Genomic DNA, 12,991 nt, shown 5'->3' with positions numbered 1-12,991 from the left:
AAGCCGCGGTGGAAGCCGCCATCGCCCGCGCCAAAGCGCGCAAAGCCGAACAGCAAGCCGCCCAGGCGGAAATCGCGTCAACCGCAGCCAATGACGACCCACGCAAAGCGGCCGTCGCCGCGGCGATCGCCCGCGTTCAGGCGCGCAAAGCAACACAGCAGGCAGTTAACGAGGAATAAATGGTTTTCAGAATCGCAAGCTCCCCCTATACCCATAACCAGCGGCAGACTTCGCGCATTATGCTGCTGGTGCTGCTCGCCGCCGTGCCTGGCATTGTGGTCCAGACATGGTTTTTCGGCTGGGGCACCGTCCTGCAGATTGTCCTCGCCGCTCTGACGGCCTGGGCAATGGAAGCCGCTATTCTCAAACTGCGCAAACAGCCTGTTGCGTCCACCCTGAGGGATAACTCCGCCCTGCTCACTGGCCTGCTGCTGGCGGTGAGTATTCCGCCGCTGGCCCCCTGGTGGATGGTGGTGCTCGGCACCGCCTTTGCCATAGTGATCGCCAAGCAGTTGTACGGTGGACTCGGCCATAACCCCTTCAACCCGGCGATGATCGGCTACGTCGTGCTGCTGATTTCGTTCCCGGTGCAGATGACCTCCTGGCTGCCTTCATACGAGATTGCCGCCCATATCCCGGCGTTCAGCGATACGCTGCAGATGATCTTTACCGGTCATACCGCCGCCGGAGGCGACATGGCCAGCCTGCGGCTGGGTATCGACGGCATCAGCCAGGCAACCCCGCTGGATACCTTCAAAACCTCCCTGCATGCCGGACATAGCGTCCAGCAGGTACTGCAGTTGCCGGTTTACGGCGGCGTTCTGGCGGGCCTGGGCTGGCAGTGGGTGAATAGCGCCTGGCTGGCGGGCGGACTGTTTCTGCTATGGCAGAAAGCGTTCCGCTGGCATATCCCGGTCAGCTTCCTCGTCAGCCTTGGCCTGTGCGCAACCCTCGGCTGGATCTTCTCGCCGCAGAGTCTGGCCTCGCCGCAGATGCATTTGCTCTCCGGAGCCACCATGCTTGGCGCCTTCTTTATTCTGACCGACCCGGTGACGGCTTCGACAACCAACCGCGGCCGTCTGATCTTTGGCGCCCTCGCCGGCCTGTTGGTGTGGCTTATTCGTAGCTTCGGCGGTTACCCGGACGGCGTGGCGTTTGCCGTTCTGCTGGCGAATATTACCGTGCCGCTGATCGATTACTACACGCGCCCGCGCGTGTATGGCCACCGTTGAGAGAGCGAAGATGTTAAAAACCATGCGAAAACACGGCGTCACGCTGGCGCTGTTTGCCGCCGGCTCCACCGGGCTAACGGCGGCGATCAATGAGTTGACCAAAAGCACTATCGACCAGCAGGCGGCCCAGCAGCAGAATGCGTTATTCGACCAGGTTTTACCTGCTGACCGCTATAATAACGATCTGCTCAAGAGCTGCTATCTGGTCAGCGCCCCGGCGCTGGGCAAAGGCCAGCATAAAGTGTGGATTGCCAAAAATAACGACCAGCCGATCGGCGCGGTCATGGAAGCCACCGCGCCGGATGGCTATTCCGGAGCGATCCAGCTGCTGGTGGCCGCCGATTTTAGCGGCACGGTCCTCGGCACCCGCGTGACCGAGCATCATGAAACCCCGGGTCTGGGGGATAAAATCGAGCTGCGCCTGTCGGACTGGATCACCCATTTTACCGGGAAAGTCATCCACGGCCAGGGCGACAGCCACTGGGCGGTCAAAAAAGACGGCGGCGATTTTGATCAGTTCACCGGCGCCACCATCACCCCCCGGGCGGTGGTCAATGCCGTTAAGCGCGCAGGCCTGTATGCACAAACGCTGCCTGCGCAACTTCCAGAATTCAGCGCCTGTGGAGAGTAACCATGAGCGAAGTTAAAGACGTCATCGTCCAGGGTCTGTGGAAAAACAACTCCGCTCTGGTTCAGCTGTTAGGGATGTGTCCCCTGCTGGCGGTCACCTCGACCGCCACCAACGCCCTTGGGCTGGGTCTGGCGACGACCCTGGTGTTGACCCTGACCAACCTGACCATCTCCAGCCTGCGCCGCTGGACCCCGGCGGAGATTCGGATCCCGATCTACGTGATGATTATCGCCTCGGTGGTGAGCGTGGTGCAGATGCTGATCAACGCCTATGCGTTCGGTCTGTATCAGTCGCTGGGGATTTTTATCCCGCTTATCGTCACCAACTGCATCGTGGTGGGCCGCGCCGAAGCCTTTGCCGCCAAAAAAGGACCGGCGCTGTCGGCACTGGACGGCTTCTCTATCGGTATGGGGGCCACCTGCGCGATGTTCGTGCTGGGCTCCCTGCGCGAAATCCTCGGCAATGGCACGCTGTTTGACGGCGCCGACAGCCTGCTTGGCAGTTGGGCAAAGGTCCTGCGCATCGAGGTTTTCCATACAGACACTCCTTTCCTGCTGGCTATGCTGCCGCCAGGCGCCTTTATTGGCCTCGGCATGATGCTGGCGGTAAAATACCTTATCGATGAACGTAGCAAGCAGCGGAAGGCGCAGGCGGCCCGGGCCGACTCTGTCGCACCGTCTGACGCGACAGGGAAAGTGTAATATGAACAAAGCCAAACGCCTGGCGATCCTTACCAGGCTGCGGGACAACGATCCCCACCCCACCACCGAGCTGCATTTCAGCTCGCCGTTTGAGCTGCTGATTGCCGTCCTGCTCTCGGCGCAGGCGACCGACGTGAGCGTCAATAAAGCGACCGCCAAACTCTACCCGGTGGCCAATACGCCTGCGGCGATGCTGGCGCTGGGGGTGGAGGGCGTGAAATCCTATATCAAAACCATCGGCCTGTTTAACAGCAAAGCGGAAAACGTCATCAAAACCTGCCGGATCCTGCTGGAGCAGCACAACGGCGAGGTACCGGAGGACAGAGCGGCGCTGGAGGCGTTGCCCGGCGTGGGCCGCAAAACCGCCAACGTGGTGCTAAATACCGCCTTTGGCTGGCCGACGATCGCCGTGGACACCCATATCTTCCGCGTTTGCAACCGGACGCAATTCGCCCCCGGGAAAAACGTCGAACAGGTGGAAGAGAAGCTGCTGAAGGTGGTTCCCGCCGAGTTTAAGGTCGACTGCCATCACTGGCTTATTCTGCACGGCCGTTACACCTGTATCGCTCGCAAGCCGCGCTGTGGCTCCTGCCTGATTGAAGACCTTTGCGAATTCAAAGACAAAGTCTACGCCTGAGCGTTTTACTCACGACCATAGCCTAACTTTGGGTTATGGTCCGCATTTGACTATTTAACCCGCCGTTAACACCAGATAAACCGCATTTTCATGGGTTATTATCCGGTTATATAACAAACAACCAGCTCATTCATTTTTTAGCGACGCAAAATTTCTATACATTTGTGATCCAGATCATGCTCGCAACTCGATGTTGAAAGAATGTTATTAAAATGGAAATAAAAGTCAGGCAATACAACGGCTGATCAAAGATCACCAGGATAATAAGCCATGAATTTTTAGGATAATGGACCATATCACTGCTTTATTGCGCAATCAGTAGAATATATCGCCTTTCCGGGGAGAATGGGCGAATCAAAAAGATAAAAATAGCAGCGATAACGTAACGGTGAAATTTAACTCTGGATAACATTCATATGTCCGGCGCATTATACCGCCCTGATTATGTGTAACAGATTATTACAAAGGCCTTGCCTGATGCGCCAGGATAGTGAACATTACCTGCCGTTTTCCCTCCAAGAATAACTATAAAGGCGGCGGTCCAACGAGATTGCGCCCCGAACACCCCCCAGTAAATATGGGATGTAAAAAAAGAGGTATATGTGTCTACTGCAAACAATAAACCAGCAGAAAGCGTGAGTCTGAACGCTTTCAAACAACCACGCGCGTTCTATCTCATTTTCTCGATCGAGTTGTGGGAGCGTTTTGGTTACTACGGCCTGCAAGGGATCATGGCCGTTTACCTGGTAAAACAGCTGGGTATGTCGGAAGCGGATTCCATTACTCTGTTCTCCTCCTTTAGCGCGCTGGTTTATGGCCTGGTCGCCATTGGCGGCTGGCTGGGCGATAAAGTGCTGGGTACCAAACGCGTCATTATGCTGGGCGCTATCGTGCTGGCCATCGGCTATGCGCTGGTCGCCTGGTCCGGTCATGACGCCGCTATCGTCTATATGGGTATGGCGACTATCGCCGTCGGTAACGGCCTGTTTAAAGCCAACCCGTCTTCCCTGCTTTCTACCTGCTATGACAAAAACGATCCGCGTCTGGACGGTGCATTTACCATGTACTACATGTCCATCAACATCGGTTCGTTCTTCTCGATGCTGGCAACTCCGTGGCTGGCCGCGCGTTTCGGCTGGAGCGTCGCCTTCGCCCTGAGCGTGGTGGGGATGGTGATCACCATCATTAACTTCGCCTTCTGCCAGAAATGGGTGAAACAGTACGGTTCAAAACCGGACTTTGCCCCGGTGCATATGGGTAAACTGCTGGCGACCATCGCTGGCGTGGTGGTGCTGGTCGCTATCGCTACCTGGCTGCTGCACAACCAGGGTATCGCACGCATGGCGCTGGGCGTCATCGCGCTGGGTATCGTGGTGATTTTCGCCAAAGAGGCGATGGGCCTGAAAGGCGCCGCGCGTCGCAAAATGATCGTCGCCTTCCTGCTGATGGTAGAAGCGATCGTCTTCTTCGTACTGTACAGCCAGATGCCGACCTCTCTGAACTTCTTTGCTATCCGCAACGTGGAGCACTCGATCCTCGGCCTCGCCTTCGAGCCGGAACAGTATCAGGCGCTGAACCCGTTCTGGATCATGATTGGTAGCCCTATTCTGGCCGCCATCTATAACAAGATGGGCGACCGCCTGCCGATGCCGCACAAGTTCGCTATCGGTATGGTGCTGTGCTCCGGCGCGTTCCTCGTCCTGCCTTTAGGGGCGAAGTTCGCCAGCGACGCCGGTATCGTCTCGGTTAACTGGCTGATTCTGAGCTACGCACTGCAGTCTATCGGTGAGCTGATGATCTCCGGCCTCGGCCTGGCAATGGTCGCTCAGCTGGTTCCCCAGCGTCTGATGGGCTTCATTATGGGCAGCTGGTTCCTCACCACCGCCGGTGCGGCAATCATCGCCGGGAAAATCGCCAACCTGATGGCGGTACCGGAAAACGTCACCGATCCGCTGGTGTCGCTGGAAGTGTATGGCCACGTGTTCCTGCAGATCGGTATCGTCACCGCGGTCATCGCCGCCCTGATGCTGCTGACCGCGCCGAAGCTGAACCGAATGACTCAGGACGACAGCGCGGACGTAAAAGCACGCGAAACCGCGGCAGCCTGACGCCGCAGGGAAAACCAATTATTTTTAAGCCGCTAACGTTAGGTTAGCGGCTTTTTTTTTACCCCTGGCGGGACTAACATACAGAAAACTGCAGCCACGAGGAGTAACGCATGAAACTGTTCTACAAACCCGGCGCCTGTTCCCTCGCCTCACATATCGCCCTGCGCGAAAGCGGCCTGGATTTCACTTTGCAGAGCGTGGATCTGGCAAGGAAACAGCTGGAAAACGGGGAAGATTATCTGCTGATCAACCCGAAAGGTCAGGTGCCGGCGCTGCTGCTGGATGATGACATCCTGCTTACTGAGGGCGTGGCTATTATGCAGTACATCGCCGATCAGGTGCCGGACCGCCATCTTCTGGCGCCCGTGGGCTCCGTTGCCCGTTACCAGACCCTGGAATGGCTGAACTACGTCGCTACCGAACTGCATAAAGGCTTTACGCCGCTGTTCCGCCCGGACACCCCGGAGGACTATAAGCCCGTTGCGCGCGCGTTGCTCGAGAAAAAACTGCAGTACGTGGATGCCTCGCTGGCGGATAAACAGTGGCTCACCGGCCATCGCTTCACTATCGCCGATGGTTATCTGTTCACGGTGCTGCGCTGGGGCTATGCGATTAAACTGGATATGGCCGCCTGTGGTCATATCGGCAGCTGGATGGCGCAGGTGGCGGCGCGTCCGGCAGTGGCTGACGCCCTGGCAGCGGAAGGCTTAAAGTAAGACCAGAGACTGCCCGGCGCTCTGCCGGGCAGAGTCGGAAAGTTACAGTCGGGTGGCGCTGAAGCAGTGCTCCGGCACAGCAATACGATCCTGCGCCGCCACCACCTGCAGTTCATACTCCTGCATGTTTTTGGTAGTCAACATGATCTCGTACACTGCGGCGGTGACGTGCTCAAGCGCGTCGCGCAGGCTGGCGCCCTGCAGCAGTTTCACCAGCAGCAGACCGCTGGTCACATCGCCAACGCCCACCGGCTGACGCAGGCCAAAATCCACCAGCGGCCGGCTGATATGCCAGGCTTCATCTGCGGTCACCAGCAGCATCTCAAAACGGTCCATGCTCATGCCGACGCGGGAAAGATGCTTAACCAGCACCACCTCCGGCCCCTGGGCAATCAGCTCCCGCGCGGCGGCCACCGCCTCGCTCACGCTGGCGACCGGATGACCGCAGAGGATCTCCAGCTCCACCAGATTAGGCGCAATGATATCGCTGGCCGGCAGCGCATAGCGCACGTGGAACTCCGCCACGCCCGGGGCGACGATGCAGCCCTTCTCCGGATGGCCCATCACCGGGTCACAAAAATACTTCGCCGCCGGATTGGCCGCTTTTACCTGACGCACGATGCCCAGGATATGCTCGCCCTGTTCAGCAGAGCCGAGATAGCCGCTCAGTACCGCATCACAGGTCTGCAGCTTATCGATAGCGGCGATGCCCTGGACGATCTCCGTCAGGTGCGAAGGCGGCATCACACAGCCGGTCCATTTGCCGTACTGCGTGTGGTTGGAGAATTGTACGGTATTGAGGGGCCAGACATTGGCGCCCAGGCGGCGCATCGGGAACTCGGCGGCACTGTTGCCGGCGTGGCCAAACACAACGTGAGACTGAATGGCGAGGATGTTCTTCATTTTCTTACCACAACCCTAAAAAGAAAAAGGGCGTGGTTTCCCACGCCCTGGTAGTATTTTTTTATTTCCAGCAGACCAGGCAGTAATTCTTCTTACCGCGGCGCAGCAAGGTGTAGCGGCCGAACAGGCGATCGCTGTCGGCAAAAACATATTCCGGATCGGCCTGTTTTTCACCGTTGATGGTCACTGCGTTAGAGGCGACGGTTTTACGCGCCTGGCCGCGGGACGGCTGCAGCTCGGAATCCACCAGCGCCTGCAGCAGATCGGCGCCCTTTTCCATCTCGATCATCGGCACGCCGTCCTGAGCCAGCTGTTCGAAGTCAGCTTCGCTCAGGTCGCTCAGGTTGCCGTTGAACAGGCTCTCGGTAATGCGTTTCGCCGCTTCCAGGCCCTCTTCGCCGTGCACCAGACGCGTCACCTGCTCTGCCAGCACGTACTGGGCGCGCGGCGCTTTACCGCTGTTTTTATCTTCTTCTTCCAGGGCATTGATCTCTGCGATGTCCATAAAGGTGAAGAACTTGAGGAAGCGATAGACGTCAGCATCCGCGGTGTTGATCCAGAACTGGTAGAATTTATACGGACTGGTCTTTTTCGGATCCAGCCACACGGCGCCGCCCTCGGTTTTGCCGAACTTGGTGCCGTCCGCTTTGGTAATCAGCGGCACGGTGAGGCCAAACACCTGGTTCTGGTGCAGACGACGCGTCAGATCGATACCGGAGGTAATGTTGCCCCACTGGTCGGAGCCGCCAATCTGCAGCGCCACGCCGTGCAGCTTGTTCAGGCAGGCGAAGTCGTAACCCTGCAGCAGATTGTAGGAGAACTCGGTAAAGGAGATACCCTGATCGTCACGATTCAGACGCTGCTTCACCGCTTCTTTGTTGATCATCTGGTTAACAGAGAAGTGTTTACCAATATCGCGCAGGAAGGTCAGCACGTTCATGCTGCCAAACCAGTCATAGTTGTTCGCCGCGATCGCCGAGTTGTCGCCGCAGTCAAAATCAAGGAACGGGGCTACCTGTTTGCGGATTTTATCCACCCACTCCTGCACGGTATCCTCGGTATTAAGCTTACGCTCAGCGGCTTTAAAGCTTGGGTCGCCAATCAGACCGGTAGCGCCGCCCACCAGCGCCACAGGTTTATGACCTGCCTGCTGGAAGCGTTTCAGGCATAACAATGGAACAAGATGCCCCAAATGCAAGCTATCAGCGGTAGGATCGAAGCCGCAATAGAGCGCGATCGGGCCTTGCGCCAGTCGCTCTGCTAACGCTTCCTCGTCCGTCACCTGGGCTACCAGCCCCCGCTCTTGCAATTGTTTAATCAAGTTACTGCTTGCCATCAAATTCTCCATGTATAAACGACTGCACCTCTGCCGGTACACGACTTTTCGCCAGATGCGAAAAGTACATAGAATAAAGCGCCGGCCCTTTCAGCGCCAGCGCTTCGATAACTAATTTCGGCAATTACGGTGCCAGGCGGTCGATTTTCCAGGCGCCGTTATCGCGCTGGTATAAAAAGCGATCGTGCAGGCGATGTTCGCCCCCCTGCCAGAACTCCATCTGCTCGATGCTGACGCGGAATCCGCCCCAGAAACTCGGCAGCGGCACTTCACCCTGCTGGAATTTCTGCTTCAGCTCGAGGAATTTGCTCTCCAGGATACCGCGGGCAGAGATCCGGCTCGACTGTTGCGAGACCCAGGCGCCGATCTGGCTGTCACGCGGGCGGCTGTGGAAATATTTGACCACCTCCAGCGTCGACAGGCGTTCCGCTTTGCCGATCACCATCACCTGGCGCTCCAGCATATGCCACGGAAACAGCAGGCTGACCTGCGGGTTATTTTCAATCTGATGGGCTTTGCGGCTGCCGAGGTTGGTATAAAACACCAGCCCTTTTTCGTCGTAATGCTTAAGCAGCACAATGCGCTGATAGGGTTGGCCGCGCTCGTCGACGGTGGCAACCACCATGGCCGTTGGGTCGGCGAGTTTCGCGTCGCAGGCCTGACGCAGCCAGCGCTCAAACAGCGGCAGAGGTTCAGCAGGAAGATCGTGGCGACGCAAACCGCCACGGGTGTATTCACGGCGCAAGTGCGCGATTTGCTGGAGTTCGTCGTTATCAGACATGGCCATTGAGGATATAGTCAAAAGGTGGCGTTATTGTGCGCCCCCCGGACAGAAATCTCAACGTTTGGCGGTCTGCAGCTGGCAGTTATCGAGGACGATGCGGTCGCGCTTATAGACGGTGGCGGTATCGCCTTTCGACCAGAAGACATAGACGCCGTCGGTGTAGCGCGCGCCGGAAGCCGACAGCCCCTCTGACAGATTCAACTGCTGATTGTCATAGATAAAACTAACCTGCTGGCGTTGGTTATTGCGATGGACCGTCAACGGTTTCTGGTCGCATTGATACTCCAGCGTGTCCGTCTGCATCCGCTCGACAAACTGGTTGTAGTAGCTACAGCCCGCCAGCATAAAAGGTACAACTGCGATAAGAATTTTTTTCATTCGTTTGCCTTCGACTTTCCCGGTCACGGAGGGCACTCCGCCCTCCGCTTAACTTTTCCAGTTTACCGGTCGCGTCGTCTTTAAGATTTCAGTTAACTCCGATTCTGCGGCGGGTTAGCAGGAAAAATGGCGCCCAGCACCGTGGCTTCGCTGGCGCCGGTCACGGAGGGCAGATTACCCGGCAGGCCGGCGATCGTGCGCCAGGCCAGCCAGGCAAAGGCCAGCGCTTCCATATCATCGCCGCTGATCCCCGCCTCATCGGTGGTGGAGACTTCGGTTCCCGGCAGCAGGGCCGCCAGGCGCGCCATTAACAATGGGTTACGCGCGCCGCCGCCGCACACTAACAAACGCTCGCAGCCGCCGCTTAACAATACCTGCTCACTGATGGTCACGGCGGTTAATTCTGCGAGCGTTGCCTGCACATCCTGCCCGCGCAGCCCCGGATAACGAGCCAGATGCTGCTCCAGCCAGCCGTAATTGAAATATTCCCGACCGGTGCTTTTCGGCGCCGGCAGGGCAAACCATGGATCGCTCAGCATATCCTGCAGCAGCGGCAGGAGCACTTTACCTTCGCTGGCCCATTGGGCGTCCTTATCGTACGGTTTGCCCTGCTGGCGCCAGATCCAGGCGTCCAGCAACATATTTCCCGGTCCGGTATCATAGCCCCGCACCGGCTGGCCCGGCACCAGCAGCGATACATTAGCGATCCCGCCGATATTGAGCACCATCCGCCGCTCAACGGGGTGCGCCAGCAGCGCATGATGGAATGCCGGCACCAGCGGCGCCCCTTGTCCGCCAAGCGCCATATCCCGGCGACGAAAATCCCCCACCACGGTGACGCCGGTATGGGCGGCGATCTGGTTGTTATCGCCAATTTGCATCGTATGCGGCGCGTCGCCCTGGGGCTCATGCCATACGGTCTGTCCATGGCAGCCGATGGCAATAACGTCGGTGGGTTTGAGCTTTTCCTGGCGCATCAGCGCCAGCACGGCATCGGCAAACAGCCGCCCCAGTCGGGTGTCCAGACGACCTAGCTGCGAAAGGGTCAATGACTGGCCCTGGCAAATCGCCAGAATCTCTTCTTTTATCGCGTGTGGGATGGGCCAGGTGAGACTGGCCTGCTGCGCCACCATGTTTTCATTGATGGCAGCCAAAACGACATCGATACCATCAAGGCTGGTACCAGACATAACGCCAATAAAGCGACCCGATCTCATACGTTGTTCCTTCATTCCATGACCCTTGTATATCCTTCACTCCACCATAAAGTGTCCGCTAATGCTATGTTGTAATAATACTTTTTAACAATAGAGCGACAATTCAGAGAACATCGTAAAGAACCGGCGTTTAGTTAAGGTTGAAGCACCATTAATTATTATTTTTTGTATAGTCCGGAGAGAAGCTATGCCCGCCGACGACTAAATGCCATATAATTAACCGCATGGACGTTCAATTGAACACCTTCGGTGAACAGGAGATTCATAAATGATTTTACGTGTTTTGGCTGTATCGATGATTGGTTTCACGCTCGCAGGCTGCGTGAGCAGCAGCGGCCTGTCCGGCGATGTGTATTCCGCATCTGAAGCCAAACAGGTGCAGAGCGTGACATACGGTACCATCGTGCATACCCGCGCCGTACAGATCCAGAGCGGCGACGACAGCAATGCCATCGGGGCGATTGGCGGTGCGGTGCTGGGTGGGTTCCTCGGGAACACCATCGGCGGCGGTACCGGACGCTCTCTGGCCACAGCGGCAGGTGCGGTCGCGGGCGGCGTAGCCGGTCAGGGCGTGCAGGGTGCGATGAATAAAACCCAGGGCGTGGAACTGGAAATCCGTAAGGATGACGGCAATACCATTATGGTGGTGCAGAAACAGGGCAGCACCCCATTCTCCGTGGGTCAGCGCGTGGCGATTGCCGGCAGCGGCAGCCAGGTCACCGTCTCTCCTCGATAATCCTTCTGACGATGCGGCCGGTGATGCCGCATCGTATTTTTCCTCTGCATTTATTACACCCTAATAGCTACGCATTAGCATTCAGACATCTTAATTTTTGAATTGCATTAATCATTGCGCCTGCGCAATATTTTATCAGTCATCCCCGACTACTCTTCTGCACATTACTCTTTTAATGTCGACGCAATATCGTTACCCTTGCTTTTCCCTGTGGAATATTGTCTATGCCCAAACACATGAATCATATCGTTAAACGTCTTATCGTTTATATTTGTATTTGTTTACTGGCCGGGGTCGGCATGACCGGGTTGACGGACTTTTTTCACACCAGATTCAACAGCACTTCATCTACACTATTTCCTCTGCTGACCAGTTTTCTGATGGTGTTTCATATCACTATTGCCTGTTTTATGGGCATGAAATACTGGAGCAGCAAGCGTCGCCTGTATCTGACCCCTGTCGCTTTCGGCTTTGCCTGTTCGGCGTTGCTGATGCTGGGCACGCTCAGCAGCTATCCGGACTGGCTCAGCTGTAATCCCTCGCCGGTGGTGAAACAAAATGACGCCGTCATATATTATTTCTTTCGCAATATAATGATGGCCGTCTTATTCATGTCATCAATTATTTTGTATTATTTCCGCCGGCGCATCATGCATTCCTGGAAAGCCCATGTAATGACTTTCGCGGCATGTATTGTTCTTGTATTAACCATTATTTTTTTATCATGGCTGTACTCCAGCCACTCGCCGAAACTGAGCATCAATTTTATCGACGACCTGAATCATACTTTCACCCCGCTGTGGAAAAGTATTATCAGCTGGCTGCTGATGGCCGTCTGGTTTATCACGCTAATATTAATAATTTGCTTGAGTAAACTGCGCAATATTTTCTGGTATAGCGGCGCTTTTTTTTGCAGCGCATATTTGTTCACCCTCTTCCGGCTGCTCTCTACCGTTGGGGAACTCGATCAGGCCTGGTATCAGGCGCGTTTTTTTGAAACGCTGTGCACCCTGTTCCTGATCCTGGTGCTGCTGGTCGACGTCTTTATCCTCTATCGGGAGTCTAACCACAAGTATGTCAACTCCTACCAGAATTCGATCCGCGACCCACTGACCCGCCTCTATAACCGCAGCTTCTTCTATGACAGCCTAAACCAGCAGCTGGCGAAGGTGAAGGCCCAGCATCCGCTGTCGGTGATTATCAGCGACCTCGACCATTTCAAACGCATCAACGATAACTACGGCCACATCGCCGGCGACAAGGTGATCCAATTTGCCGCCTCGGTGCTGGACAGCCATTCGCGCAAGGATGATGTCGCCGCCCGCATCGGCGGTGAGGAGTTTGCCCTGCTGCTGGTCAACACCTCAGAGAACGAGGCGCAGGCGATCGCCGAGCGCATCCGTCTGGCGGTCAGCGCCGAGCAGACCGCTCTGCCAGAGCGGATGACCATCAGCATGGGGGTGTATACCACCCATGACAGAAGTGTGACGGCGGAGGAGTGCGTTCAGCGTGCGGACGAAGCCATGTATGAAGCAAAAAACAGCGGACGTAACCGGGTGGTGATCTGGCGACGCCAGGGCGGGTAAAAAAAGGCCCGGGATAGCCCGGGCCG

General features: G+C 56.6%; 13 protein-coding genes. 8 read left to right on the top strand and 5 right to left on the bottom strand.

Going from position 1 to position 12,991, the window contains the following annotated elements; translation table 11 throughout:
* Positions 1 to 179 precede the first annotated feature (179 nt).
* From rsxD to gstA, 6 genes are all read left to right on the top strand, one after another.
* On the top strand, positions 180 to 1,232 hold the full coding sequence (gene rsxD / locus ABLX76_RS07615) for an electron transport complex subunit RsxD (RefSeq protein ID WP_348874365.1): 1,053 nt from the start codon (positions 180 to 182) through the stop codon (positions 1,230 to 1,232).
* A 10-nt stretch (positions 1,233 to 1,242) separates the two neighbouring features.
* Positions 1,243 to 1,863 carry an electron transport complex subunit RsxG gene (gene rsxG / locus ABLX76_RS07610; RefSeq protein WP_348874363.1) on the top strand — a complete coding sequence of 207 codons (621 nt, stop codon included), beginning with the start codon at positions 1,243 to 1,245 and terminating at the stop codon, positions 1,861 to 1,863.
* Positions 1,864 to 1,865: 2 nt separating this feature from the next.
* Complete coding sequence (locus tag ABLX76_RS07605; RefSeq protein ID WP_086075326.1) at positions 1,866 to 2,564, top strand: electron transport complex subunit E; 699 nt, start codon at positions 1,866 to 1,868, stop codon at positions 2,562 to 2,564.
* A 1-nt stretch (position 2,565) separates the two neighbouring features.
* Entirely contained in the window at positions 2,566 to 3,201 is a 636-nt protein-coding gene (nth, locus tag ABLX76_RS07600; RefSeq protein WP_023289926.1) for an endonuclease III, read from the top strand.
* Between the two features lie 602 nt (positions 3,202 to 3,803).
* Positions 3,804 to 5,309: a dipeptide/tripeptide permease DtpA gene (dtpA, locus tag ABLX76_RS07595; RefSeq protein ID WP_023289927.1), complete on the top strand. Its 1,506-nt coding sequence runs from the start codon at positions 3,804 to 3,806 to the stop codon at positions 5,307 to 5,309.
* Between the two features lie 110 nt (positions 5,310 to 5,419).
* Positions 5,420 to 6,025, top strand: coding sequence for a glutathione transferase GstA (gene gstA / locus ABLX76_RS07590; RefSeq protein ID WP_004202856.1), 606 nt, complete (start codon positions 5,420 to 5,422; stop codon positions 6,023 to 6,025).
* A 42-nt stretch (positions 6,026 to 6,067) separates the two neighbouring features.
* Here gstA and pdxY read toward each other — a convergent pair whose 3' ends face one another.
* From pdxY to anmK, 5 genes are all read right to left on the bottom strand, one after another.
* On the bottom strand, positions 6,068 to 6,928 hold the full coding sequence (gene pdxY, locus ABLX76_RS07585; RefSeq protein ID WP_348874360.1) for a pyridoxal kinase PdxY: 861 nt from the start codon (positions 6,926 to 6,928) through the stop codon (positions 6,068 to 6,070).
* A 61-nt stretch (positions 6,929 to 6,989) separates the two neighbouring features.
* A complete protein-coding gene (tyrS, locus tag ABLX76_RS07580; protein WP_004175868.1) occupies positions 6,990 to 8,264 on the bottom strand; it encodes a tyrosine--tRNA ligase in 1,275 nt (424 codons plus the stop codon).
* Between the two features lie 124 nt (positions 8,265 to 8,388).
* On the bottom strand, positions 8,389 to 9,045 hold the full coding sequence (gene pdxH / locus ABLX76_RS07575) for a pyridoxamine 5'-phosphate oxidase (protein ID WP_032428866.1): 657 nt from the start codon (positions 9,043 to 9,045) through the stop codon (positions 8,389 to 8,391).
* Between the two features lie 57 nt (positions 9,046 to 9,102).
* Positions 9,103 to 9,426, bottom strand: a complete 324-nt coding sequence (gene mliC, locus ABLX76_RS07570) for a C-type lysozyme inhibitor (RefSeq protein ID WP_032428867.1) — start codon at positions 9,424 to 9,426, stop codon at positions 9,103 to 9,105.
* Between the two features lie 92 nt (positions 9,427 to 9,518).
* Entirely contained in the window at positions 9,519 to 10,643 is a 1,125-nt protein-coding gene (gene anmK, locus ABLX76_RS07565) for an anhydro-N-acetylmuramic acid kinase (RefSeq protein WP_023289931.1), read from the bottom strand.
* A 268-nt stretch (positions 10,644 to 10,911) separates the two neighbouring features.
* Between anmK and slyB the strand changes: the two genes are divergently transcribed.
* Positions 10,912 to 11,379: an outer membrane lipoprotein SlyB gene (gene slyB / locus ABLX76_RS07560; protein WP_002907749.1), complete on the top strand. Its 468-nt coding sequence runs from the start codon at positions 10,912 to 10,914 to the stop codon at positions 11,377 to 11,379.
* Positions 11,380 to 11,603: 224 nt separating this feature from the next.
* Positions 11,604 to 12,965, top strand: coding sequence for a GGDEF domain-containing protein (locus ABLX76_RS07555; RefSeq protein WP_065881523.1), 1,362 nt, complete (start codon positions 11,604 to 11,606; stop codon positions 12,963 to 12,965).
* Positions 12,966 to 12,991 lie beyond the last annotated feature (26 nt).

Origin of the sequence: Klebsiella sp. JB_Kp004, assembly GCF_040065795.1 — a bacterium.
Classification (GTDB): Bacteria; Pseudomonadota; Gammaproteobacteria; order Enterobacterales; family Enterobacteriaceae; genus Klebsiella; species Klebsiella quasipneumoniae.
Note: the sequence above shows the minus strand (reverse complement) of the source record. Positions and strands in the feature narration are given on the sequence as shown.